Origin of the sequence: Sorangium sp. So ce321, from assembly GCF_051530195.1 — a bacterium.
Taxonomy (GTDB): domain Bacteria; phylum Myxococcota_A; class Polyangia; order Polyangiales; family Polyangiaceae; genus Sorangium.
The window spans coordinates 4,726,075-4,750,257 of sequence record NZ_CP150329.1; the positions used below are offsets into that span (position 1 = coordinate 4,726,075).

The 24,183-nt window shown below is 71.4% G+C and carries 20 protein-coding genes; 13 read left to right on the forward strand and 7 right to left on the reverse strand.

The genetic code is table 11. The features are described from left to right. Positions 1-12: 12 nt before the first annotated feature. Positions 13-576, forward strand: coding sequence for a GrpB family protein (locus WME89_RS17970; protein ID WP_438010345.1), 564 nt, complete (start codon positions 13-15; stop codon positions 574-576). 75 nt (positions 577-651) lie between these two features. On the opposite strand, the gene WME89_RS17975 is transcribed toward WME89_RS17970, so the two are convergent. Both WME89_RS17975 and WME89_RS17980 read right to left on the reverse strand, forming a co-directional pair. Continuing rightward, positions 652-1,635 (reverse strand): hypothetical protein, encoded by a 984-nt coding sequence (locus WME89_RS17975; RefSeq protein ID WP_438010346.1) that lies wholly within the window; start codon positions 1,633-1,635, stop codon positions 652-654. 46 nt (positions 1,636-1,681) lie between these two features. Beyond that, on the reverse strand, positions 1,682-2,422 hold the full coding sequence (locus WME89_RS17980; protein WP_438010347.1) for an alpha/beta hydrolase: 741 nt from the start codon (positions 2,420-2,422) through the stop codon (positions 1,682-1,684). A 399-nt stretch (positions 2,423-2,821) separates the two neighbouring features. Here WME89_RS17980 and WME89_RS17985 point away from each other — a divergent pair, with 399 nt between their 5' ends. The 6 genes from WME89_RS17985 to WME89_RS18010 all read left to right on the forward strand — a co-directional run bounded on the left by WME89_RS17985 (position 2,822) and on the right by WME89_RS18010 (position 9,367). Beyond that, the gene (locus WME89_RS17985) at positions 2,822-3,652 is read left to right on the forward strand and encodes an NADPH-dependent oxidoreductase (RefSeq protein ID WP_438010348.1); all 831 of its coding nucleotides are present in this window, start codon (positions 2,822-2,824) and stop codon (positions 3,650-3,652) included. A 237-nt stretch (positions 3,653-3,889) separates the two neighbouring features. Further along, positions 3,890-5,551 (forward strand): FAD-binding protein, encoded by a 1,662-nt coding sequence (locus tag WME89_RS17990; RefSeq protein ID WP_438010349.1) that lies wholly within the window; start codon positions 3,890-3,892, stop codon positions 5,549-5,551. Then, positions 5,548-5,883 carry a 4Fe-4S binding protein gene (locus WME89_RS17995; protein WP_437310600.1) on the forward strand — a complete coding sequence of 112 codons (336 nt, stop codon included), beginning with the start codon at positions 5,548-5,550 and terminating at the stop codon, positions 5,881-5,883. Before WME89_RS17990 ends, WME89_RS17995 begins: the two co-directional genes overlap by 4 nt. A 517-nt stretch (positions 5,884-6,400) precedes the next feature. Beyond that, positions 6,401-6,964, forward strand: a complete 564-nt coding sequence (locus WME89_RS18000; RefSeq protein WP_438010350.1) for an RNA polymerase sigma factor — start codon at positions 6,401-6,403, stop codon at positions 6,962-6,964. Then, positions 6,954-8,309 (forward strand): FecR domain-containing protein, encoded by a 1,356-nt coding sequence (locus tag WME89_RS18005; RefSeq protein ID WP_438010351.1) that lies wholly within the window; start codon positions 6,954-6,956, stop codon positions 8,307-8,309. The genes WME89_RS18000 and WME89_RS18005 overlap by 11 nt, the downstream gene beginning before the upstream one ends. Positions 8,310-8,395: 86 nt before the next feature. After that, complete coding sequence (locus WME89_RS18010) at positions 8,396-9,367, forward strand: hypothetical protein (RefSeq protein WP_438010352.1); 972 nt, start codon at positions 8,396-8,398, stop codon at positions 9,365-9,367. 137 nt (positions 9,368-9,504) lie between these two features. Here WME89_RS18010 and WME89_RS18015 read toward each other — a convergent pair whose 3' ends face one another. After that, positions 9,505-10,815, reverse strand: coding sequence for an RICIN domain-containing protein (locus WME89_RS18015; protein ID WP_438010353.1), 1,311 nt, complete (start codon positions 10,813-10,815; stop codon positions 9,505-9,507). A gap of 290 nt (positions 10,816-11,105) precedes the next feature. On the opposite strand from WME89_RS18015, the gene WME89_RS18020 reads away from it, so the two are divergent. Continuing rightward, entirely contained in the window at positions 11,106-13,130 is a 2,025-nt protein-coding gene (locus WME89_RS18020; RefSeq protein ID WP_438010354.1) for a rhamnogalacturonan lyase, read from the forward strand. 253 nt (positions 13,131-13,383) lie between these two features. Here WME89_RS18020 and WME89_RS18025 read toward each other — a convergent pair whose 3' ends face one another. From WME89_RS18025 to WME89_RS18035, 3 genes are all read right to left on the reverse strand, one after another. Then, a complete protein-coding gene (locus WME89_RS18025) occupies positions 13,384-14,766 on the reverse strand; it encodes a DUF1552 domain-containing protein (RefSeq protein ID WP_438010355.1) in 1,383 nt (460 codons plus the stop codon). Continuing rightward, the gene (locus tag WME89_RS18030; RefSeq protein ID WP_438010356.1) at positions 14,766-16,409 is read right to left on the reverse strand and encodes a DUF1592 domain-containing protein; all 1,644 of its coding nucleotides are present in this window, start codon (positions 16,407-16,409) and stop codon (positions 14,766-14,768) included. Before WME89_RS18030 ends, WME89_RS18025 begins: the two co-directional genes overlap by 1 nt. Before the next feature lie 526 nt (positions 16,410-16,935). Next, positions 16,936-18,279: a hypothetical protein gene (locus tag WME89_RS18035; RefSeq protein WP_438010357.1), complete on the reverse strand. Its 1,344-nt coding sequence runs from the start codon at positions 18,277-18,279 to the stop codon at positions 16,936-16,938. Positions 18,280-18,446: 167 nt separating this feature from the next. Here WME89_RS18035 and WME89_RS18040 point away from each other — a divergent pair, with 167 nt between their 5' ends. The 5 genes from WME89_RS18040 (at position 18,447) to WME89_RS18060 (ending at position 23,953) form a co-directional block, all read left to right on the forward strand. After that, the gene (locus tag WME89_RS18040) at positions 18,447-19,487 is read left to right on the forward strand and encodes an ornithine cyclodeaminase family protein (RefSeq protein ID WP_438010358.1); all 1,041 of its coding nucleotides are present in this window, start codon (positions 18,447-18,449) and stop codon (positions 19,485-19,487) included. Then, positions 19,478-20,890: a hypothetical protein gene (locus WME89_RS18045; RefSeq protein ID WP_438010359.1), complete on the forward strand. Its 1,413-nt coding sequence runs from the start codon at positions 19,478-19,480 to the stop codon at positions 20,888-20,890. The genes WME89_RS18040 and WME89_RS18045 overlap by 10 nt, the downstream gene beginning before the upstream one ends. A 379-nt stretch (positions 20,891-21,269) precedes the next feature. After that, positions 21,270-22,085, forward strand: coding sequence for a class I SAM-dependent methyltransferase (locus tag WME89_RS18050; protein ID WP_438010360.1), 816 nt, complete (start codon positions 21,270-21,272; stop codon positions 22,083-22,085). Positions 22,086-22,182: 97 nt separating this feature from the next. Beyond that, positions 22,183-23,151, forward strand: coding sequence for a TauD/TfdA dioxygenase family protein (locus tag WME89_RS18055; RefSeq protein WP_438010361.1), 969 nt, complete (start codon positions 22,183-22,185; stop codon positions 23,149-23,151). A 223-nt stretch (positions 23,152-23,374) separates the two neighbouring features. Next, entirely contained in the window at positions 23,375-23,953 is a 579-nt protein-coding gene (locus WME89_RS18060) for a c-type cytochrome (RefSeq protein ID WP_438010362.1), read from the forward strand. Between the two features lie 66 nt (positions 23,954-24,019). On the opposite strand, the gene WME89_RS18065 is transcribed toward WME89_RS18060, so the two are convergent. After that, positions 24,020-24,142, reverse strand: coding sequence for a hypothetical protein (locus WME89_RS18065; RefSeq protein WP_438010363.1), 123 nt, complete (start codon positions 24,140-24,142; stop codon positions 24,020-24,022). Positions 24,143-24,183 lie beyond the last annotated feature (41 nt).

Below are 24,183 nucleotides of genomic sequence, written 5' to 3' on the forward strand. Positions count from 1 at the left end.
ACGAGCCAGGCAATGACCACCTCATCCGACGAGCCCGAGCCGGACATCGCCGTCGTGCCCCATGACCCGGCGTGGCCGGGGATGTACGGCGCAGAGCGCGAGGCGCTCCTCGGGGCGACGGGCGCGCTCTTCATCGCCATCGAGCACATCGGCAGCACGGCCGTCCCCGGGCTGGAGGCCAAGCCGGTGATCGACATCATGGCCGCCGTGCAGCGGCTGGACGAGGCCTCCGCGGCGCACGATCGCCTGCGCGAGCTCGGCTATCAGCTCACGCCGGCAGGGATGCGCAACCGGCTCTTCTTGCGCAAGCGCGCGCCAGGGCATGCGTGCGCGTTCCACCTGCACATCGTCGAGCACGCGACATGGCACGAGCGGAAAGAGCGGCTGTTCCGCGACCACCTGCAGGCCCACCCCGAGGACGCGCGCGCCTACGGCGCGCTGAAGCAGCGGCTCGCCCGCGAGCACCGCCGCGACGGCCTGGCGTACACCAGGGCCAAGACCGAGCTCATCCAGTCGATCGTGGATCGCGCCTGCGACGCGCGCGGGCTGCCGCGGATCGACGTGTGGGAGGACTGAGCCAGGGGCGCGGCCCCGAGCGCGCGAGCGCCCCGCGCGCGTCGGGCCGAGGTTGTCGCGCAGCAGGCGAGGTGGCTACGTCTCCGCTGGCTGCGCCGGCGGCTCCGGCTCCTTGTGGAACATCCCGGCGAGGATCTGCTCCGCCGCGTCGGCCAGGATGTCGCGCGCGAGCCGGGTCTCCTCGCCGAAGAAGCGCGTGGCCACGCCGGCGTCGAGCGCGTGCGTGGCGAGCAGCGCGAACGCCTCCGCCTCGTCGAACGTCGCCTCCGCGGTCAGCACGCGCTTGCCGGGCCGCAGGCCCTCCTGATCGAAGCGGCCCTGCCACGTCTCTCCCAGCGTCACCGAGAAGTACTGCGCGGCCACGTTCCCGGGGCGGGCCATGTGCGAGACGGCGACCACCGCCCGCAGCCGGTCGCGCTCCTCCGGGGCCATCTGCTGCTTCCAGCCCTCGACGGTGGCGTGCATCGTCTCGATCTGGTCGCGCGCCGCGTCCTCGGCGTTGAGCAGGACGTCCCGGGTCTGCGCGCGGCTGAAGGCGGTCAGCGCCTCGGGCGCGGCGCCGCCCGCGGCGATCGCCTCGTCGAGGAGCGCGAGCGACGCGTCGAGGATCCGGCGCTGCCGCGCGAGCTGCTCCGGGGTGAAGCCGCGGCCGTCGAGGTCGCCTGCGGCCGCGGTGATGCGCTCCCGCAGCGCGGCGAGCCGGCCGCGCGCGCCGCCGTCGAGCACGCCGCGCCGGCCGGACAGCAGCGCGTGCACGGCGAGGGGGACGTGCGCGATCACCTTGAGCTCGTGGTAGCGCCGGGTGCGCGCCGGGCCCTCGAGCCGCTGGCCGCCGCGCCGCAGGATGAGCCGGTCGTCGATCTGGGCGATGATCGGCTCGATGCTGGCGAGGACGGCCTCCCGGCGCGCGGCGTAGGCGTCGAGGAAGGCCTGGTTGAGGGCGCCGAGCGGCTCGTCCGGATCCAGCGCGGCGCTCCCTGCCTCGTTCGACGTCGCGGCGCTCGAAGGCGCCTGCACGGCGCTCGCCTCCGACGCCCCAGAGAATGCACGTTCGACCATGGGCGCGAGCTCCATAGCACACGCGGGACGACCCCCGGCCTGGCGCTCAGCGGCGCGGCAGCGCGTTCGCGTCGAGCCAGTCGAGCGCCTCATCCATGACCCGCTCCGCGTCCGGCATCTCTCCGTGGCGCGCTCCGGGCATCTCCCGATAGACCGCCGGGATCTTCGCCGCCATCAGGCCGCTCGCGCCCTCCTTCATGCGGTATTTCGCGTCGAACTCGCCGCTGATCGTCACCGCTCCCCGGATGCCCCGGAGGCGCGCGGCCGAGGCCGTCGTGGGCGCGCCGATGAGCACGAGCCGCGAGTACCGCTCCGGCCATCGCTCCGCGAGCCGCTCCGCGATGTACGCCCCCTGCGAGTAGCCGATGACGACGAGATCTTCCGCCTCGCCGTCGCACGCCGCGAGCGCGCTCCGGATGCGGCCGTCCTGCTCCTCGGGGTTGGGCGAGTACTTGCTGAACACGCCGTCTCCGCCGCAGGGGATGTTGCCCTGGAGCCCGAGCACCCCGCCGTGCTCCCGCGCCGCCCCCTGCATGGCTTGCACGTAGCCCAGCCCGTGCCCGCACATGCCGTGCAGGAAGATCATCCGCGGACATGCGCCGGCCCGCCCCGTCACGACGAACGCCGGCAGGTCGCCGGGCACAGCCATCTCGGTCGCCACGAGCGGCGGATCGACCGCGCGCTGCTCGACCACCGCCGGCTGCACCGAGCGCTCCTCCGCGAGCGCTCGTTCCTCTTTGCCACACCCCGTCGTGAGCACGGCGAGGCCAAACCCAGCTAGAGCCACAACGGAAAATTTCATAAGCCTGGTCTAATGCCAGGATCGGACCAGTGCGAGCGAGCCACCGCGCTCGACGCGTTTCAGCGCGGGAAATCAGGGCAGCTCACGCGCGGATCGCGGCGAACGGGCTCTTCGTCTGCTCTCTTTTTCGCCACATTCGCCACACCACAGCGCAACCCGCGCTCGCGTTGCGCCTCGGCGGCGTATTGACATGTCCGTTTTAACAGAATAATCGTCCGTTATATAGGATGAGCCTGGTTGGCCTCGCCTCCTCGGAGCGTCACGCGCCGTGGCCGCGGCACCTGGGCTCGCCGGCAGCACCCGGGCGCCTGTGTCGAGGCCGTGATTCACGTCTCGTGCCCGGTGCGCGCCCGGAGAGATCGACGAACAGGAGGAGCACATCCGATGAGCAACCGCGCCCAGGAGCACTTTGGCGAGCGATACGGCGGCGAGGGAGCCGCGCCCCGCTTCGAGCAGTGGAACGCGGTGATCGAGGCCCTGCTCGGCCACCGCTCGGTGCGCCGTTACGTGCAGGAGCCGCTGCCGGAGGGCACGCTCGAGGTCCTCGTGGCCGCCGCACAGTCGGCGCCGAGCTCCTCGAACCTGCAGCTCTGGAGCGTGCTCTCGGTCCAGGACCCCGAGCGCCGGCGGCGCCTCGCGGAGCTCGCCGGCGGCCAGGCGCACGTGCGCGACTGCGGGCTGTTCCTCGTATGGCTCGCCGATCTGCGGCGGCTCGGCGACCTCGCCAGCCACCGGGGCGTCGGGCACGAGGGGCTCGATTACCTCGAGATGTTCGTCATGGCGGTGGTCGACGCGGCGCTCGCCGCGCAGAACGCGCTGGTCGCGGCCGAGTCGCTCGGCCTCGGCACGGTCTACATCGGCGCGCTGCGGAACCACCCGGAGGCGGTCGCGGCCGAGCTCGGGCTGCCCCCGCAGGTGTTCGCGACCTTCGGCCTGTGCGTCGGCTGGCCCGACCCGGCGACCCCCGCGAGCATCAAGCCGCGGCTCTCGCAGGAGGTCGTCCTGCACCACGAGCGCTACGGCGCCTTCGATGGAAGCGTGGGCGCGCTCGAGGCCTACGACCGGCTCATGGAGCGCTTCTACGCGAAGGAGCGCATGGGCGTGCAGGGGAGCTGGAGCCGCCACTCGGCCGCGCGCGTCGAGTCGGCCCAGGCGCTGCGCGGGCGCGATCGGCTGCGCGCAGCGCTCTCGTCGATGGGCTTCGAGCTCCGGTGAGCCAGCGTGAGCCCCGCGCTACGTCGCTGCCGCGCGCGCTCGTCGCTGCCGCGCGCGCTCGTGTACGCCGGACGCGCGCGCGAGCGCGGGAGTGCGCGCAGAGCAGCACCCGATCAGCAAGCCCTGGTGCCTCACCAGCAACCAGCGACGCCGCCCGCGGGAAAGGCCCGGTGGGCGCGCCATGGCATGTGCGCTGCATTCCATGTCGGTTGGCCTGAGCAAGGGAGTCGTCCAATCATGAGCGAGGTACTGGAGCCTGAGGGAGAGGTCGGACGCGTCCTCGACGGGAGCGACACGCTGACGCTGGAGACCGATGTCCTGGTCCTGGGCGGCGGGCCCGCGGGGACCTGGGCGGCGCTCGCCGCGGCGGCGAAGGGCGCGCGCGTCGTGCTCGCCGACAAGGGCTATTGCGGCAGCAGCGGCGCCACCGCGCCGTCCGGGGTCGGCGTGTGGTACGTGCCCCCGGTCCAGGAGGCGCGCGAGGCGGCCAAGGCGAGCCGCGAGGGCCTGGGCGGCTTCCTCGCCGACCGCGGCTGGATGGACCGCGTGCTCGACAAGACGTGGACCAGCGTGAACGACCTCGGGAGCTGGGGTTACCCGTTCCCGACCGACGACAGCGGCCAGCCCGTCCGCCGCAGCCTGCAAGGGCCCGAGTACATGCGCCTCATGCGCAACCGGGTGAAGCTCGCGGGCGTCCGCATCCTCGATCACAGCCCCGCGCTCGAGCTCCTCGTCGACGCGAGCGGCGCGGTCGCCGGCGCGGCCGGCGTCTGCCGGCAGCTCGGGCACCGGTGGGTGGTGAAGGCCGGGGCCGTGGTCATCGCGACCGGCGGCTGCGCGTTCCTGAGCAAGGCGCTCGGCACCAACGTGCTCACCGGCGACGGCGGGCTGATGGCCGCCGAGGTGGGCGCCGACATGTCAGGCATGGAGTTCTCCAACGCGTACGCGATCGCGCCGGCCTTCGCGTCGGTCACCAAGACCCTCTTCTACAACTGGGCGACGTTCTATTACGAGGACGGGCGGGTCATCGAGGGCGCCGGCTCGGCGCGCGGCCGGTCCGTGATCGCGGAGACCCTGCTCACCCAGCCCGTCTACGCCCAGCTCGACAAGGCCGACGAGGCGCTCCAGGCGTGGATGCGCAAGGCCCAGCCGAACTTCTTCCTGCCGTTCGACCGCGCCGGGATCGACCCCTTCCGGCAGCGCTTCCCGGTCACGCTGCGGCTCGAGGGCACCGTGCGCGGCACGGGCGGGATCCGCATCACCAGCCACGCCTGCGCGACGTCGGCGCCGGGGCTCTACGCGGCGGGCGACGCCGCCACGCGGGAGCTCATCTGCGGCGGGTTCACGGGCGGCGGCAGCCACAACGCCGCGTGGGCCATCTCGTCGGGGCAGTGGGCCGGCGAGGGAGCCGCCGTGTTCGCGCGCGGCGTCGGCGCCCGCGCCGGCCAGCGCAAGGTGGAGGGCGCCGGCCGCGCGGCGCTCCCGGCCGCCGGCGGGACGCGGCAGCTCGACGCCGAGGGGGTGATCCGGTCGGTGCAGGACGAGGTGTTCCCGTACGACAAGAACCTCTTCCGCACCGAGCGGGGGCTCGCGATCTCGCTCGACCGGCTCGACGCGCTCTGGCGCGACGTGCGGCAGGCCCGGCCCGCGGCGGAGGTGCGCGAGGCGGTCAGGGCGCGGGAGGGCGCGGCCATGGTCGCCACCGCGCGCTGGATGTTCAACGCGGCGCGCGCGCGCACCGAGACGCGCGGGATGCACAAGCACAAGGACCACCCGGGGCAGGATCCGGCGCAGCAGCGCCGGCTGATCACCGGGGGGCTCGACCAGGTGTGGGTGCGACCCGAGTCGCCCGCGCCGGTGTCCGCCGGGGCGACCGCCGTGGAGGCGCACGCGCCATGATCGAGCTCGTCAGCGACACCCGGTGCATCGGGTGCGATCTCTGCGTCGACGTCTGCCCCACCAACGTGTTCGATCGCGTCCCGGGGGGCGCGCCCGTGATCGCGCGCCAGGGCGATTGCCAGACGTGCTTCATGTGCGAGGCGTATTGCCCGGTGGACGCGCTCTACGTGGCGCCGGAGGCCGAGCGGCCCGTCCCGGTGGACGAGGAGCAGCTCTCTTCGTCCGGGCTCCTCGGGAGCTACCGCGCCGCGGTGGGGTGGGGGACCCGGCGCAAGCCCGGCGCCGGCGCCGACCAGACCTTCCGCGTCCTCGAGGCCGCGCGCCGCGGCTGAGCCCGCGCCGCGCGTTCCTCTCCTCCCGCGCCGCGTCGTTTCCGCCTTCACGACGGGAATCTTCCGTTCTCGCGCTATTCCTCCCGTGATGAGCCGGTTCGAGGGCGCGCCGCTACTGCCTGACAGACGTGCGCCTGGCTGGCTGGGTCGAAGCACCCACCGGGACCCTTGCGACCTCCGCGGACCTCCGTGGTGGTCGCCGTGCAGGGCATCCGGGCAATGCAGCTCGGGAGCGTCCGATGCGATGTTGACTCCACTCAAGGTCATCGACGGCGCGGCGCCTCCGAGGGGGGCGGCGACGATCGCACCACACCCGTGGTGGGACCAGGGCAGCTTGCCGGAACGACCTCCCCGGCCGTGCGCGCTGACCGCCTTGCACCGGGAACCTCGGCTCGGTACTGTGCTCGCTCATCACGACCGATCTGCGAAAGTCACGAGCCCTCGGAGCGATGACGTTGTGCGTAGAGCCAGCCTTGCCATCGCTCCGTCAGGTCGTGGCGGTACTGACGAGAGCGAGGTGGCTCGCGCGCTCATGGCAGGGGAGCCGTGGGCGGCAGCCGCGGTGTGGAACGCACATGCGCCCAAGGTGTTCCGGATCGTCGCGCGCGTGCTCGGGCCCGGCGCCGACGCAGAGGACGTCACCCAGGAGGTCTTTGTTCGCGTGTTCTCCAGAGCATCCGGGCTGAGAGACCCCGATGCGCTGGGGAGCTTCGTGTTCTCGGTGACCGTTCGACTCCTGAAATGGGAGCTCCGCCGCAGGCGCGTGCGGCGCATCCTCCAGCTCTCGGACACTGCCGAGCTCCCGGAGCGGGCGGTCGAGCCGGCGGACAGCGAGGCGCGCGAGGCGCTGGGCCGCCTCTACGCGATCCTCGACACGCTGAGCGCAGACGACCGGACCGCGTTCGTGCTCCGCCACATGGAGGGGATGAGCCTGCCGGAGATCGCGGAGGCAACCGGGGTATCGCTGGCCACCGTGAAGCGCAGGCTCAGCCGGGCGACGGAGCGCGTGTCGTCCGAGGTCGAGAAGGACATGTCCCTCGCCGCTTACTGCATGAGAGGGGAGGCGCGGGATGATGCTTGACGAGGAGAAGGACGCGGCGCTCAGCCCGCAGGCCGCGCGCGCGGTCGAGCTCGCTCGCCGGTCGCTCGGCGCGATGTCTCCCCAGCAGCGTGTCCAGGGGCTGCTTCGCGTGACGGAGCGGACGGCGAGGCGCCGGGGCTTCCAGCTGTCGCCCCTCCGGGGCGGAGCGCTCGCGCTCGCCGTGGCTGCCGCGGTCCTGCTCGGTATCAACGGGTGGCAGCGAGGAACGCGCTCCGATCGGCTCTCCTACGAGGTGGAGGGCGGCGCCGTGCAACAGGACGGCTCCGTCCAGGCGGACACATCGAGCCGCCCGAAGGTCCGGTTCTCCGACGGCACCGAGGTTCAGCTCGCCGAGATGGCGCGCGCGCACATCGTGTCGGTGAACGAGCAGGGCGCCAGGGTCGCCCTCGACCGGGGAGAGGTCCACGCGCGCGTGGTCCATCGGTCGGAGGCGCAGTGGCTGTTCGATGCGGGGCCGTTCCTCGTGACCGTGACCGGGACGGCCTTCGCGCTTTCCTGGGCGCCGGAGGACGAGCGCCTCGATCTGCGGCTCGAGAACGGCGCCGTCGTCGTCAGCGGGCCGCTACCCGGCAAGCCGATCGCGGTGCGCGCCGGGCAGTGGCTGACCCTGCGGCAGCGCACGGGAGAGGTGCTCCTGCGCGAGCTCGACCTTCAACAGGGCGCGGAGGCGTCGCCGGCGCCCGCCCCGTCGTCGTCCGACCGCGCCGAGGAGCCCAGCGCAGCGCCGGCTCCGGAGCCGCTCGGGGCGCCCGCGGCCGAGCCGACGACCGCGGCCGAGCCGACGACCGCGGCCGAGCCGACGACCGCGGGGGCGCCCGCGGCCGAGCCGACGACCGCGGCGGCGCCCGCGGCCGAGCCGAGGCGCGACTGGGCCGGGAAGCTCGCGGCCGGGAAGCTCGACGTCATCGTCGACGAGGCGCAGCGCCGCGGGCTCGACGCCTCGCTCGCCGAGAGCAGCAACGAGGAGCTCTCGGTCCTCGCGGACGCGGCGCGCTACACGCGGCGGAACGACATCGCGCGGCGGGCGCTCCTCGCGCAGCGCCGGCGCTTTCCGGCGACGCAACGGGGCAAGGATGCGGCGTTCCTGCTCGGCCGCCTCGCGGAGACCCACGAGGGAGGCGCCGCGGCGCTCGCGTGGTTCGAGACCTACCTCAAGGAGGCTCCGCAGGGGGCTTACGCCTCCGAAGCGCTCGGGCGCAAGATGGTGATCGTGCAGCGGCTCCACGGCGACGCGCAGGCCGAGACCGTCGCGCGGGCGTACCTGCGCCGGTTCCCTGGCGGAACCTACGCACAGGCAGCGCGGGCCCTCGCTCGAACGCCGTGAGGTGCGCGCGGGCGCAGGCGCTGGCCGGGGCCCTCACGCTCCTCCTCTGTGCGGCGAGCCCCGCGGCGTCGGGGGAGCCTGCGCGTGTGGTCCTCGTGCAGCCCGGCCCCGCCGATCCGTCGGTCTCCGAGGCGCTGATCCGCATCCGCGGGGAGCTCGTCGCCGATGGATTCGACGTGGAGCTCCTCGATGCGCAGTCGGCCTCCGCCCCCCGGCCGACGATGGACGACGCCGGGCAGCAGGCCGGCTCCGCGGCCCTGATCGGGCTGTTCCTGGCGCCGGATGGTCAGGCCGCCGAGCTCTGGGTGGTCGACCCGCGGACGAACAAGACGCTCGTGCGGCGGATCGACACGCGCGGCGAGGCGCGGGAGCATATCGCCGAGGTGCTCGCGGTGCGCGCCGTCGAGCTGCTCCGCGCGAGCCTGCTCGAGCTCCTGATGTCCTCGCGGCGCTCCGCGGCGCCCGCCGCCGCGCCGCCCCCGAGCAACGCGAGCCGACAGGTGTCTGGACAGGCAGAGCGGTCGCTCGATCAGCCGTCGCGCCGATCGATGTGGGGCGTCGAGCTGGGGGGCGGGCTCCTGGCGAGCCCGGGCGGCATCGGCCCGGCGCTGCTCCCGGTCGCGCGTCTGCGCTTCGCGCCGCCCGGTCCGATCGAGGGGCGCCTCTCGCTGGCCGGGCTCGGGACGGCGCCGCGCGTCGCTGGGCCGCAGGGCAGCGCGACCGTGGAGCAGCGGTTCGGGCTCGTCGAGCTCGCGGCGCTCCCCTGGCCCGAGCTGCGCTTGCGCCCGAGGTTCTCGGTGGGCCTCGGGGCGCTCCACGTCGCCGTCGACGGCGAGGCGTCGTGGCCGTACCGGGGGGCCCACAGCGCGCAGTGGGCGTTCGCCGCGGACGCCGGCGCCGGCGTCGAGTTCGGGATCGTGCAGCGGATCGACGTCGTCGTCGAGGCGCACGCGCTCGTCGCACACCCGTATCCGGTGGTCCGCTTCGTCGAGACCGAGGCGGCGCACGGCGCGCGCCCGGCGCTGCTCGGCAGCCTCAGCCTCGTGGGGTGGCTGTGATCGGAGGACGAGCGGCGTCGCGCCGCGCGCCCGGGGAGAGATCTTCCAGGGCGTCGTCGCCCGCGCTGGCCGCCGCCGCGCGCACAGGCTGTCGATGGTGCCGAGCAGGTTCCACGCCTGCGGAGAGGCGCCGGGCGTCACGGCTCGGGGCCGCTGGTGTTGCCCGCGCCGGCGTCGGTGCCGGTGCCGACCGGACTCAGCCTGAACTGCTGGCTGGTGCCGCCGTTGGAGGCCCTCTGGAAGAGGGCGGTGCCGTTGGCGGGCGGGGCGCCGTAAGCGTCGATGACCTTGCCGCTGAGGCGCGACGTGATGCGGACGGCGCCGCCGCCGACTTCGGTGACGGACCATTGCTGGTTGGGGTCGCCGTGGCAGGTGTACTGGACGATGACGGCGCCGTCGGCGGTCGACGCGCCGCGGGCGTCGAGGCACTTGTCACTGCTGACGTTGCGGATCCGGTAATACCCGCCGTCCACCGCCTCGAAGCGGAACTGCTGGTTATTGCCGCCGTTGCAATTCCAGAGCTGCAGGACGAGATCGTCGGCCGTGGATACGGCGGCGTCGACGTCCACGCAGCGCCCGCTCTGGACGCCGACAAGGTTGTAGGTGGTGCCCGTCGAGACGTCCGCCTCGACCTCCGCCGGGGCGGAGTGCTGGGAGAGCTCGGCGATCTCCGCCGGGACGAGCGCTCGGCTGTAGATCGCGATGTCGTCGACGTCCCCGACGAGGAGCCGACCCTCCTGCGGCCATCGACCGACGTAGAGGCTGGTAGGGCCGGGCGAGATCGTCCGCTCGATGGGCTCGGTGCTGTGGAGGCGCCCGTCGACGTAGAGGCTCATGGCCAGCGCCTCGCCGTCGACGACCCCGGCGGCGTGCGTCCACCGCTGGAGCTCCAGGCAAGGACACAGGATCCTGTGATAGTCGCTGATTTCGGGCCCCTTCCAGAACCCGAAGTGTATGCCCCGCGCCTCACCGTCGTAATCGATGTTGAGCTCCCATCCACCGGTGTTCTCCGTGCTGATCACGGTCCTCAGGGTGTCGTCGGCAGGGGGCTCGTCGGTCAGCACGCGAACCCACGCCGAGACGGTCCAGCTCGAGGTGGCCTTCGGGAATTCGCCCACCGTCATGAACTCGCCCTCATCGAAGTGCAGCGCCTGCCCAAAGCGGCCGTCCGCCACCCACGTGCCGCCGGTGAGCTCGCCGTCGTGCCGGTTGCCGGACCGATCGGTCACGACCGTCCCTTCGCCCTCGTCGAACGTCCAGTAGGCGACCATGCCCTGAGTCAACGTCGTCGGCGTCAGCTCGACGGCGTCGAGCGGCCCCTGCTCGCAGGCCGCGAGCCCGAGCGACGCGACCGCGGCCAGGCAGCGGGGCGCCGCGCGTCCGACCGCGATTGCCGTTGCGCTGAGCGTCCTGGTGATGGCGCGGTGCGGCGTGAGCGACTGCTGCATGTCAGGCCTTCTTGCGTACGCCAATTTTATACGGTTCACCATAAAACTGCGCCGGCATGCTAATCGATCCCGCGGTGTTGCTCGGAGCACAGCCGCGTTCTCCCGAGGGGTGTTCAGATTTCCAGCACTCCGAGAAAACGCATGATCTGAGCGCTCGAGGTGATTGAGTCTGCGCTGATGTCACAACCTAGGCCAGCAACCAGATCATCACGCCGCTCACGGCCTGGAGGCGAACCGCCGACCGGACGAGGAGCGGCAACGCGAGGTAACTTATGAGGCGTCCTGTTCTCTTGATCTGTTTCTCGCTCGCTGCCGGGCTCGTGGCATGCGGGTCGAGCGACACCGGCGCCGGCGGCGTCGGCGGCGACGGCACCGGCGCGGGCGGCGACGAAGCGACCGGCCCGGCGTCCGGAGGCGGCGCGACCGGCGCGGCGTCCGGAGGCGGCGCGACCGGCACGGCGTCGGGCGGCGGCGCGAACGGCACGGCCTCGGGCAGCGTCGGCGCGGGCGCAGGCCCCGGCACGGGCGGGGGCGCTCCCGCGCCGACGGGGTTCGCGCAGATGGAGGATCTCGACCGCGGCGTCGTGGCCGTTCCCACCGACGGCGGCATCTACGTGGGCTTCCGCCTGTTCGGCTACGATCCCGACGACATCGCATTCAACGTCTACCGGGACGGCACCAAGGTCAACGACGCGCCGATCACGGACTCCACCAACTTCGTCGACCGCGGCGGCTCTCCGAGCTCGGTCTACGCGGTGCGGCCGGTCGTCGGCGGCGTCGAGCAGGGTGAGTCGGAGGCCGCGTCCGTGTGGAAGGATGGGTCCCTGTCCATCCAGACGATGCCGCCGCCCGCCGGGGACGGCTACACCTACTCGAGCGGCGACGGCAGCGTGGGGGACCTGGACGGCGACGGGCGATACGAGATCGTCGTCAAGTGGGATCCGTCGAACCTCCAGGACAACTCGAAGGCTGGCCGCACGGGCAAGACCTACCTCGACGCGTACACGCTCGAAGGCGAGCGGCTCTGGCGCATCGACCTCGGCGTGAACATCCGGGCCGGGGCGCACTACTCACCGTTCCTCGTCTACGATCTCGACGGCGACGGGAAAGCGGAGGTGGCCGTCAAGACGGCGCCGGGGACGCGCGACGGGACGGGCGAGCTCCTGAGCAAGGGGCCCGCGGCCGGCGACGACGACGCCAGGGACTACCGCAACAACGACGGTTACATCTTGACCGGCCCGGAGTACCTCACCGTGTTCTCCGGGGAGACCGGGGCAGAGCTCGCCACGACCGAGTTCCTCGTGGGGCGCGGCGACCCGTGCAGCTGGGGCAACAACGAGTGTTATGGCAACCGCGTCGACCGGTTCGTCGGCACGATCGCGTTCCTCGACGACACAGGGCGCCCGAGCGCGGTGTTCGGGCGCGGCTACTACGCGCGCACCACGCTCTCGGCCTGGAACTACCGCGACGGCGAGCTCTCGAACCTGTGGACGTTCGACTCGAGCTCGAATCGCGATGACGGGAAGTTCGCGGGCAAGGGCACCCACTCCATCAGCGTCGCGAACGTGGACGACGACCCGCAGCAGGAGATCATCAACGGCGGCGCCACCTTCGACAACGACGGCACCGGCCTCTGCACGGTGGACTACTACGCTCACGGCGACGCGCTGCACGTCACGGATCACATCCCGTCGCGCCCCGGCCTCGAGGTGTTCCAGCCGTACGAGGGCGGGGAGTCGCCCGCGTACGCCATGCGCGACGCCCGCACGTGCGAGGTCATCTGGCGGGGGCCAGGCAACGGCGGCGAGGAGGGGCCTGGCCGGGGCGTGGCGGCGGACGTGGATCCGCGCAACCCCGGGAGCGAGGCGTGGGTGAACAACAGCCAGCTGCTGAGCGGCTCGGACGGCAACGGCGTCGGGAACCGCCCCTCGTCGTCGAATTTCCTCATCTGGTGGGACGCGGATCTCAGCCGGGAGCTCCTCGACGGCAACGGCATCCGCCAGTACGACGGCGAGGGCGGCAACTTCACGGCCGACGGGTGCACCGCGAACAACGGCACAAAGAGCAGCCCGACCCTCAGCGCGGACATCCTGGGCGACTGGCGCGAAGAGGTGATTTTCCGCTGCGGCAACTCGATCCGTATCTTCACGACGAACCAGGTCGCGGAGAACCGGATCCATACGCTGATGCACGATCCGCAGTACCGCGTGGCCATCTCGTGGCAGAACGGCGCGTACAACCAGCCGCCCCACCCGAGCTTCCACATCGGCGAGGGGATGGCCCCGGTGCCGAAGCCGGACATCCACGTCCGCTGAGGCACCCCGGGCCGCCGGCCCGGACCGGCCATCCGGTCACATCACGTATCGCTCCAAGACGAGCAGGTATCGCCGTCGCCCGGCGACAACGTGCCTTCCCAGTCGCAGGCAAGGGCGACCATCATGACCGGGATCGTAAGAAGATATCCTCTCATATCACACCACTCCGGCGTGAGCGTCGGTGTAGAAGCTGGCGCTGCCGGACGTGGTCTCGTTCCTGTCGAAGCAGCTGGTGTCCCGCCCCCCGGGATGGCTACGTCAGGTTCGTGAGCGGCCCGGTGCAGTAGCGCGGGTCGCCGAACGTGGTCCGGTCATCACCGAACAGATTCAATAACGAAACGAGCAGATTGTTGTGCGGGACGTCGTTCTGGTACTGGACCCAGCGTCCGGTGCGCAGGCCTCCGCCGCCGCCGGCCAGGAGGAACGGCATGTTCGTATGGGTGTGCGTCGGCGGATCCGAGAGCTCGGTGCCGAAGAAGACGACGCTCTCGTCGAGCAGCGAGTGTCCACCCATGTCGACCTTCTCCATCTCCTGCACGAGGTAGAGGTGCTGCTTCGAATACCAGTTGCAGATGCGCTCGCACTCGTCCGGCCTGAAGCCGCCGTCGTGCTGGTAGAAGTGGTGGTGCTCGGTCAAGTTGAGCCAGGGGAAGGTGTGCTTCGCCTCGGTGTCGCTCCACTGCAGCGTACCGACCGCGGTGATGTCGCAGGCGAGCGACATCACCAGCATATCCATCATGAGCTTGCCGACCTTGGGGATCGCCGCGTCGGTCGAGGTGTCCTTGATCGCGCCGAAGTCGTCCGCGTTGAACCCCGTGCGCGGGTTGTAATCGGACGTGTCGACCCTCTCCGGGGCATGGCAAGCGCTCGTCGTGGTCGGCAGGTTGCTGATGCTCATCTCGATCTCGCGGATCTTCGTCAGGTGCTGGTCGATCTTCTGCCTGTCGGCGGCGCCGAGCCGCGCGGACAGGGCGGAGTAGCGCCCGTCGAGGAAGTCGAGGATCGACTTCTTGCGCGCGAGGCGACGGGCGGCTTCGTTGCCGGCGGAGGGATCCAGCGAGCCGAAGAGCTCGGTGAAGATCTCCATCGGATCGAGGCGCGGCGAGATCGGGCTGTACGGCGCGGCGTCCTCGAAATTCGCGGCGTTCATGTTCGTCAGCAGGCCGTGGGCCTTCCCCGTCGCCCAGCGCACCGCGATCTGGATGCTCGCCTTCGCCTTCTGACCGGCGGAGATCCGGGAGGCGATCACCTGATCGACGGACGGCCCGCTCCCGTAGCCCCTCGGGGAGCCCTCTTGAGGCGTGCCCGTGAGCCAGGCGATGATCCCGCTCTGGTGCCCCTCACCGCGCGCGGCCTTCATATCGAGACCGTCGAGGACGAGCAGCCGGTCCTGCACCGGCGCGAGCGGCGACAGGATGGGGCCGAGGGTGAAGCTCGTCTCGCTCCCGGTCGGCCGCCAGCGATCGATCACGGTCCCGCCCGGCGTGTAGACGGCGAGGAAACGCTTGGCGGGGGCGGGGGCCGCGCGCGCCATGCGCTCGGGGCCCATGATCTCCAGCCAGGGGAGCGCGATGGCGATGGCGCCAGCGCCGCGCAGCACGGCACGCCGGCTCAAACGAAAGTTGGACATGACCATCACTCCTGGTGAGCAACCGAGATGTAGTGGAAAGCATCCGTCTGCGTGAGATCGATCAGGAGCTGCTTCACGTTGTACCCGGACGCCTTGAAGGCGGTCGTTATCTCCTGCTTGGTGCAAGCGTCCTCGGCGCGCAGGGTGAGACCGTAGGCGTACTCGGTCCAGCGCGTCGCGAAGCAGCCATGCACCTCTTCGGTCTCGGCGAGCTCCTTCACCAGCTCCGTCGGACCACTCACCGTCTCCGTCGAGCCCGGGAGCGAGCCGCTCGCGTCGATGGTGACGTCGTTCTCTGTCGTGCGGAACAGCCCGACCGCGTCGTAGTTCTCGAACGTGAAGCCGACCGGATCCATGAGATGGTGGCATCCCCGGCAGACCTCATCCTGGCTGTGCTGGCTGAAGCGCTCGCGCGCCGTCGCGCCGGTGTACGGATCCGGCGGCTTCACCCGCTCCAGGATGTCGCCAGTGGGGAGCGGGATCTTCAGGCACATCAGCTTCTGGAGCACGAACGAGCCGCGGACCACGGGGTTCGTCGTGTTCGAGTGCGTGGTCCCGGCCATCATGCCCGCCTGGGTGAGGAGCCCGAGGCGCTGGGTCGTGTCGAGCTGCACCTGCTGGAACTCGTCGCCTGTCACGCCGGGGACGCCGTAGAACGCCGCGAGAGGCCCGTTCATGAACGTGTACGGGGCCGTCAAGACGGACGCCCAGGTGCCGGTCCCCTCGAAGATCTCGTGCTCGAGGAACCGCTGCGTCTCCTCGCGCATGAGCGCGCCGATCGTCTTGGAGAAGGTCGGGAACGCCTCCGCGTTCCGCTCGAGATCCGCGAGGTTGCTGATGGGGAGCAGGTTGTCGAAGAAGAACCGGATGGTGGTCCGAGCCCGAGGGTGTTCGAGCATGCGCTCGGCTTGCGCGCGCACGCCTTCCTTCGTCGAGAGCTCACCCGCCTGCGCCGCCGTGCGCAGCTCCTCGTCCGGCGCCGTGCCCCAGAACAGGTACGAGAGCCGCGTCGCCATCTCGTCGCCCGTGGGCCGGCGGAGCTCGGGGTGCTCCGGGTCGGATGTGCCCCACTCGATGCGGTAGAGAAAATCTGGCGACTGGAGCAGCGCCTCGATCACGGTCGCGACGCCGACGTCGAACGTCGCATCCGTCCGCCCGACGCTGTACAGCGCGAGGAGCTCGTCCGCCTCGCCGGCGGCGAGCGGCCTTCGGTAAGCGAGCGGCGCGATCCGCTCGACGATGGTGCGCGCGCACGCTTCCTCGCCCTCCGGTCTCACGTTGCTCGCGCAAGGGGCGAGCTTCGCGAGCGCCTCCGGGGAGGCGGTCGCGCGCCGGGCGACGCCCTCCGCGACGGTGCTCAGCTGCTCGGCCAGCAGGCTCGAGACCGACAGCGCGTCCGCGTCATTGCCAAAGCCGTTTCCGACGTCCTCGCTCGGCAGCGAAAAGGCCGGCTGGGTCGTGTCGCCGAAGAGGTCGCGAACAGTGTTGTTGTACTCGAAGCGCGTCAGCCGCCGCAGCGGCGCTCGCCCGGCGTGCACCAGGCCGTCCTCGCAAGCGAGCGGCTGCGACGTGGTGGGGTTCCCCGTGGGATCGTCCGTGGAGTCGTCGGTGCGAGTGTCGCCCAGGCTTCCCGTGCAGCCGCTGGCCACGATCAACGCGATCAGGACAGCTGACCGGAGCCCTCCAAGAGGACGCGCCTGCTCATGGTTCAAAGATCTGTACATCGATGTCGCCCTTCGCCCGCTCTGGGCGCGCTGAAGTCCCATCATCGAACAACAAGGTTTCTTTTATGAAGTTGAACTGTCGTGCAGCCCCCCCCCGGAGAGGCCCTGCGGCAGTACAGGAGATGTCGAAGCTGCTCGGCTCGATCAACGCTCCAGTGAGAAAATCATGGAATCATCTCGAGGGACGTGCTGCGTTCCGGCGGGCGCGCCGTCGCCGCTCTGCCCCCAACGAACTGGAGCGCGCCGCTCCCTGGCGGCGGACTGATGGGGAGGGATGAGCGAAAGCGAGAGCCTGCGGAGCACTCGTCAGGCAGTAGCGGCTCGCCCTCGGATCGGCTCACCGCGAGGGTGAATACAGTGAAGATGAAGCTTTGCTTCGGGAGCGTAGCCCTGCTCGCCGCGCCGTTGACGCTCGGGTTGGAATCTGGTCCGCGGCGTGGCGGCGCGGCGATCACCGGATGAAGTGACCGATGAAGTGCGCGTCCTTCAGCATCTGGTGGTCGGGCGTGGAGGGGAGGCTCCACGTCTCGAAGCCACGGAGACGCCCGCCGAACAGGTAGGGAGAGCACGAGAGCCCGGTGCGCCGCTCCACGGGCCCTTCCTCCGTGTACTCCAGCAAGGTGTACTCCCGGGGGCGGACGCGCTCCTGCACGAGCCAGATGGGCGGCGCGTCGCCGGGCTCCGCTGGCTGGTCGGGCAGCTCGCGGAGCAGGGCCTCCCATTCTCCCTGGCCGAGGTTGCAGCCGAAGACGACGTGCTTGCCCATGTGCGAGTCCGTCCGCTTCAGGATGAAGTCGCCTCGATGGCGCTTCACCCGATCCAGGGCGGCGCCGCGCAGCTGCGCGAGCAGGCGGGTCTCGGGGATCAGCGCGTCCACGGCGTCGCGCTCCTCCGGCGTGAGCGTCGGCGGCCTGGCGCGCGGATCGCTCAGCCAGGCCAGGAACAGCTTGGACTGCAGCACCGTGAGGCAGAGCGGCACCGTGCAGCCGCGGAGCGCCGGCACGAGCGGGCGCAAGGTCCGGGTGAACTGCTCGCGGAAGCGGTTCACCGTGTAGAGCGAGCACGCGCGGTGGAGGTAGCCAGGGACCGACGCCGGGAACGCGGGGCTCGGCTCCCCTGCGTAGTGAGCGATGTGCTGGATGCCGCGCCGATTGTCGTTGAGAAACGCAAGGATAGGCTCGCACTCGGGCGCGGCGGCCAGCGTCCGCACCCAGTGAATCAGGCGCGGCTGTCCGTTGGCCAGCTCGTCGAAATACTCCCTCAGGCCGGCCAGGGGACGCCCGCGGCGCAGCAGCGGTGCCTCGATCTCGAAGAGCTCCGCGCAGATCGACCACACGGCGTCCGGCTTCTCGTAGCCCGCCACGGCCGTGTCGAAGTTGGTCTCCACCACCCGCGGCCCCTCGGCGCCCATCACGATGTCCGGACGGCCGTAGAGAAACGACCCTGGGGCGACGGGCAACGGCGCGTCCGGGTGCGTCCGCTCGTTGTCCTGGAGCTGCGGCCAGCCCCGGTAGAACGCCCTCACCGCCCGCAGCGAGCGCGCGAGGTGCCCCAGCTCGGGATCGGAGGGCAGGGGCTCCGAGAGCGCGGCGCTCAGCACCTTCACGTGGGCGCGATAGAGCGCCATGATCTGGCGCTCGAGCCGCTGCACGGCGCCGGCCGGCGACTCGACGGGAACCCACAAGGTCTCGGTCGCGGGCGCCGCCCACGAGGTCTGCCGCAGGCGCTCACGGAACGACGACACGACGCGCGAAGGCTCGGTCGAGGAAGGACACACGACGGATGAGATCGGCAACGAGCTCACGGCACCTCCAGCGCGAGCAGATTGATACAACGTACCACCCGGCGATGGTGCGATCACGGCGTGCGAGCGCCCGCTTCCGCGTTGCGCTCGTCGGATCTCGATGCGAATGTCGGGCCAGGGGAGCGCGAACGCCAGACGCGGCTGCGCGATCGATGTCCATGAGCACACGCGGCGGAGAGGTGCTGTTCCTGTCCCTGGAGGACGTCGTCCAGTGCGGGGGCGCCGACGTGGCGCGGGCGAGCGAGGACGTGCAGCGCGGCTTCGAGTTGCTGCTCGAGGGGCGGGTGGCTCAGCCCGCCAAGATCTCGATGCGGAGCCCGCCGTCCGCGCCGGAGCCCGAGGTGGGTTACATCAACTTCATGCCGTCGCTCGTCTCCACGGGCGGCGAGGAGATCCTCGGGTGCAAGTCGATCGGCGCCATGCCGGCGAACGTGGCGCTGGGGCTGCCGCGCGCCGCGGGGCTCATCACGCTGTTCGACGCGCGGACGAAGCTGCCGTGTTGCATCATGGATGCTCAGGTGATCAGCGCGACGCGCACGGGCGCCGTGTCGCTGCTGGCCGCCCGGGAGCTCGTGCCGCCGGACACGCAGGAGGTGGCCCTCATCGGGGCGGGCGTGAACATGCGGACGCAGCTCCTCGGGCTCCAGCGGGCCGTGCCGGGCCTGCGTCGCGCGCGCGTCCACGCCGAGGGCCCCTCCAGGGACCGCTTCGCCGAGGAGATGTCGCGGCGAACGGAGCTGGAGATCCGGCCGGTGGCGACCGCCGAGGAGGCCGTCCGCGGCTGCTCGTTCGTCGTCACCTGCGTGTCGCGCGACGATCGGCCCGTCGTGAAGGACGGGTGGATCGGCGAGCGCGGGGTGACGGTGTTCTCCATCGGTGGGTTCGAGGTGGAGGCGTCGCTCCTGACACGAATGGACCGGATCATCGCGGATCGCTGGGCGGACGTGAAGAGTCGCAACATCCAGACCCACGCCTTCGCCGTGGCGTGGGGCCTCATCGCGGAGGGACGCGTCGAGGATCTCGGCCCCATCCTCTCGGGCCGCCGCGCCGGCAGGACGTCGCGCGACGAATGCATCTTCTTCTCCCCGGTGGGGCTCGCCTTCGAGGACATCCTCGTCGCGCATCGCGTCTTCCGGGAGGCGCTCCGGCGCGGCATCGGGCAGCAGCTGCGTCTCTGGAGCTCGTCGACGTGGATCTGAAGGGCCCGGAGGAGCAGCGCCTGCCCGACCTCCGGGCGCTGCTCGAGCGGCTCCCCGAGGCGCGGCGCGCCCGGCTCGTGCGCGACGGCCTGCGGATGGCCCGCGAGGCAGGGTATCCGCTGGAGGGCCGGCCGTTCCTCGTGCCGCTCCAGCTCGACACGGGCCAGGTGACGCGCGCGTTTCACCAGGTCGAGTGTCTGATCCAGGCGCTCGTGCGGCTGGAGGCGCACGCCCGCGCGCCGGGCGGCGAGCCTTTGCTCCGGCGGCTGCTCGGCTCGCTCGAGGAGGGCAGCGCGCGGCTCGTGCGTCAGTGCACCTTCGAGTCGACCGCTTCCGCCGAGCGCCGGCTGCGCCGCGTGGACGCGTTCCTGGATCCCGCCACCGGCCGGTGCTCGCCTGTCGAGGTGAACCAGGCCGCGCCGCTCGGGCTGCACTACCACGATGTGGATCAGCGCATGGCCGAGCACATGCTCGGCGCGCTCGGGCTCGCGTACGCGCCCCGGCTGCTGTCGCCCCATGTCGTCGACTGGCTCTTCGGCGAGCATCTCCGCCGCTACCCGGGCCGGACCCCCCGGCGGATCGCCCTTGTCTCCGAGCACGGCTATCCCGGCAAGCGCGAGCTGCCGCACGTCGCGCGGGAGTACCAGCGGGCCGCGCGGGAGAGGTATGGAGAGCACGTCGACATCCTCCATTGCTTTCCCCCGGAGGTCCGGCTCGTCCGGGGGCGGCCCGCGGTGGGCGGGGCGGAGGTCGACATGATCTGGCGCTACTCGGTTTACCTCGACGCGTACCGCGAGCGCGGCGTGGACGTGAGCGACTACGAGGCCCTGTGCTCCCACCCGGAAGAGCACCTGATCGTCAACGCCACCGGCGCCTTCCTCACCGCGACCAAGGAGGCGCTCGCGCTGCTCTGCGACGCGGCGGTTGTCGCCGCGCTCGGCCTTTCGCCCGACGAGGCGGCGCTGCTCCGCCGGACGCTCCCGGACACGGTGAGCCTCGCGCACGCCCCCGAGCGGCGGCGCGAGGTGCTCGAGGACCGGGACGGGTGGGTCTCGAAACCGACGGACTCCTCCTTTGGCGAAGGGGTCGAGTTCGGCGGCAGGCTGTCGCGGGGTGAGTGGGAGCGCCTCGTGGACGCGCGCAGCCGGGAGGGGTTCGTCTTCCAGCAGCGCGTGCCGTACCCCGTCGTCCCGCTCCTTTCGGTGTCGGAGGCCGGGGCGATCGTGGAGCGGGAGATCGAGATCGACTTCTGCCCCTTTCACGTCGACGGGCGGATCCCCGGCCCGACCATCGTGCGCGCCCACGCCGCGGACGCCCGCCAGCGCGGGACCCGCCCGATGAACACGCGCGCCGGGGCGTTCCTCGTGCCCTTCCTCGCGCCAGGCCTGCCGGCGAGCTCCTGAGGGGCAGCGCGGCGCCTCGGTCGGCGCGCAGCGCCATTTGAAACAATGAACCCGCCCAGCGATCCGCTCATGCTGTACACCGCATCCCGGGAGCGGGTCGCGCCGGTCCCGGTGCGCAGCGGGGCGGCGGCTGTCGGCCGCGCCGTCGCGCGCTCGCGGCGGGCAAGGTGCGGCGTGCGCAGCACGAGCTGCTGACGGCGTGCTCGTGACGCAGCACCCGTCGGGCGAGGCCCGGCCGGGAAGCGCGGAAATGCCTGGCACGGCGCGTGCGAAGCGCGAGGGACGCCGGACGCCGGCGCAGAGAGAGGGAGAGGCGCGGACCAGGGCGTGGCCCTGCCGAGAGCGCCCCAGGACAACGCGTTTCCGCGGAGGCCGTCGCATGAGTGGGCTCAGTCTCGTCTTCGATACACCGCAGCTCGCGCAGGACTACGAGGTTCGCAGCGCCGAGCGGCAGTTCCGCCATGGCCAGCGGCTGATCGCCGAGCTCGGCGTGCGCGCCGGCGAGCACGTGCTCGACATCGGCAGCGGCACCGGGCTGCTCGCGGAGCACGTGGCGGGTATCGTCGGGCCGACAGGCAAGGTGCTCGGGATCGACCCGCTGCCGCTGCGCGTGGAGATCGCCCAGCGCAAGGCGAAGGCGAACCTCTCCTTCCGGGTCGGCAACGCCTACGCGCTCGACGAGCTCCCCTCGGGCAGCTTCGATGTCGTGTACCTCAACGCCGTCTTCCACTGGCTGCCCGAGAAGACCGAGCCGCTGCGGCAGATCCATCGCGTGCTCAAGCCGGGCGGCCGGATCGGGCTCACCACGGGCGCGAAGGACCACCCGCACCGGCTGCAGGCCATCAAGAAGCAGGTGCTGTCGCGGGAGCCCTACGCGCGCTACCCGGAGTCCCAGGCCGGCACGCCCCACTGGGTCACGGCCGAGGAGCTCTCCGGCCTGCTCGGCGGCGCCGGCTTCGCCGTGCAGAAGATCGAGGCCCAGGAGAACGTGCAGCATCAACCGGACGGGCGCGCCGCCATCGCCTTCTCGCAGGCGAGCTCGTTCGGCAACTTCCTCGGGCACCTGCCGGAGTCGCTGCGCAGCCAGGCCATCGAGGACATCCAGCGCGAGCTCGAGGCCTTCCGGACGCCCGAGGGCATCCGGCTCGAGGGGAAGAGGCTCTTCGCCGTCGCGCACAAACCGGCGTCGCACTGAGCAGGCCGCCGGCCTGCCGCGCCCCGCGTCGCGACGCTATCCCACGATTCAGACTCACGATTCGGACCGGCTGAACAAGCCACCAGGAGAACTCCGCATGAGCGCCACACAGAACCAGAGCAGCAATGTCCTCGAGATCGTGCCGGTCGCTGGCCGGATCGGCGCGGAGGTGCGCGGCGTGCGCCTCTCGGCCGATCTCGACGCCGCCACGGTGAGCGAGATCCGCAAGGCGTGGCTGCGTTACAAGGTGATCTTCTTCCGGAACCAGCACCACCTCGACGACGCAACCCAGGAGTCGCTGACCGCGCTGTTCGACGGCAAGCCCGTCGCGCACCCGACGGTCCCGGTCATCCAGGGGACGGATTACATCCACGAGCTCGACTCGCGGTACGGGGGCCGCGCGAACTCCTGGCACACCGACGTCACGTTCGTCGACGCGTACCCGAAGGCGTCGATCCTCCGGGCGCTCGTGATCCCGCAGTACGGCGGCGACACGGTCTGGGCCAACACGGTCGCCGCGTACGAGGAGCTGACGCCCGCGCTGCGCGAGCTCGCGGACAAGCTGTGGGCGGTCCACAGCAACGAGTACGACTACCAGGCGCGGAGGCCAGAGGTGTCGCCGGAGGACGAGCGGCGCTACCAGGAGGTGTTCACGTCGACGGTCTACGAGACGGAGCACCCCGTCGTGCGCGTCCACCCCGAGACGGGGGAGCGGTCGCTGGTGCTCGGTCACTTCGTCAAGAAGATCGCCGGCGTCTCATCCCAGGACTCCGCGCACCTCTTCCAGGTGCTCCAGGAGCACGTCACGCGCCTCGAGAACACCGTCCGGTGGCGGTGGGCCGTGGGCGATGTGGCGGTCTGGGACAACCGCGCCACCCAGCACTACGCGATCAACGACTACGGCCATCAGCACCGCCTGGTGCGCCGGGTGACGGTGGACGGCGACGTGCCCGTGAGCATCGACGGCCGGCGCAGCGTCACCCGCAAGAAGGCGCAGCGCGCTTCCACGGCGAGGAGCGAGAACGCGCCGGTGGCGAGCGCTCCCCTGGCCGCTGCCACGGCCTAGAGCGCCGAGCAGCGGGCCGCGCCGATTCCGCGCGACGCGCCCGTCACGAGCGCGACCTTCCCGTCCAGCTTGCCGCCGCTCCTTCGCCGCTTCCGCTCCGTGGCGTCCGTCGCCCGGCACAAGACCATGTCAGAAGCAAAAGTGCGCGTCCATACCGCGGGCAGCTGGGTGCGTCCTTGACGACCGCGGACGCCTGCGCTTCATGTGCGGCGGAGGAGCGCCCGTGGGGACGACGAGCAAGCGCGACGAGGCGCGGGACGGAGAGCAGAACACGGCCCACGTGGTGGTGATCCTGCTGATCGTGGCGTTCGGCGTGCTCGCGCTGCCGTGGATGGTCCTGCGCAAGCTGGAGGCCCGCGCGCCGCCGTCGCGCCGCGGCCTGGCCGCCGGCGTCACGGCCGATGACCTCGCCCAGGGCGGCAAGATCTATTACCGCTCGTGCACCGGCTGTCACCAGGCGAGGGGGGAAGGGAAGCCCGGCCGTTATCCGCCGCTCGTGGGCTCCTCATGGGTGCTCGACGACCCGGAGACTCCGATCCGGATCATGCTGCTCGGCGTCGCCGGCCCGATGGAGGTGAACGGCGCGGTGTTCAACGACGTGATGCCCAACCTCGGCGTGACCCTGACGGACGAGGAGGTCGCGCTGGTGCTCACCTACGTGCGGTCGAGCTGGGGGAACAGCGCGCCCGCGATCACGAGGGACGAGGTCGCGAAGGTGCGCGCCTCGCTGGGCGACCGGCAGGCGCCGTGGACGGGCGGCGCGGAGCTCGCGGCCGCCCGGGCGGCGCGCGTCCTGCCCTGAGGGGCGCGGGCCGGATCGCGTCGTGGCGTGCGCTCTCGGGCTCACCCGCGAGCGCGCTGCCATCGCTCACCGCGGCAGGGGCCCCGGCTCGATCCAGCTCCTGACGAGCTTCAGGGTGCGGGCGTTCTCGGGGACGTTCTCGAGGAAGGTCTTCCGGCAGGCAGGGTCCTCGATGGATACGAGCGACACCTCGCGCGCCCGACGCGCTGCCGCGGTGTGCTCGACAGGTC

Excerpts from the sequence above, each read along its gene's own strand:
- WME89_RS17970 (WP_438010345.1), top strand. The coding sequence starts at position 13 with ATGACCACCTCATCCGACGAGCCCGAGCCGGACATCGCCGTCGTGCCC.
- WME89_RS17975 (WP_438010346.1), bottom strand. The coding sequence starts at position 1,635 with ATGGTCGAACGTGCATTCTCTGGGGCGTCGGAGGCGAGCGCCGTGCAG.
- WME89_RS17985 (WP_438010348.1), top strand. The coding sequence starts at position 2,822 with ATGAGCAACCGCGCCCAGGAGCACTTTGGCGAGCGATACGGCGGCGAG.
- WME89_RS17990 (WP_438010349.1), top strand. The coding sequence starts at position 3,890 with ATGAGCGAGGTACTGGAGCCTGAGGGAGAGGTCGGACGCGTCCTCGAC.
- WME89_RS17995 (WP_437310600.1), top strand. The coding sequence starts at position 5,548 with ATGATCGAGCTCGTCAGCGACACCCGGTGCATCGGGTGCGATCTCTGC.
- WME89_RS18005 (WP_438010351.1), top strand. The coding sequence starts at position 6,954 with ATGATGCTTGACGAGGAGAAGGACGCGGCGCTCAGCCCGCAGGCCGCG.
- WME89_RS18015 (WP_438010353.1), bottom strand. The coding sequence starts at position 10,815 with ATGCAGCAGTCGCTCACGCCGCACCGCGCCATCACCAGGACGCTCAGC.
- WME89_RS18025 (WP_438010355.1), bottom strand. The coding sequence starts at position 14,766 with ATGGTCATGTCCAACTTTCGTTTGAGCCGGCGTGCCGTGCTGCGCGGC.
- WME89_RS18040 (WP_438010358.1), top strand. The coding sequence starts at position 18,447 with ATGAGCACACGCGGCGGAGAGGTGCTGTTCCTGTCCCTGGAGGACGTC.
- WME89_RS18050 (WP_438010360.1), top strand. The coding sequence starts at position 21,270 with ATGAGTGGGCTCAGTCTCGTCTTCGATACACCGCAGCTCGCGCAGGAC.
- WME89_RS18055 (WP_438010361.1), top strand. The coding sequence starts at position 22,183 with ATGAGCGCCACACAGAACCAGAGCAGCAATGTCCTCGAGATCGTGCCG.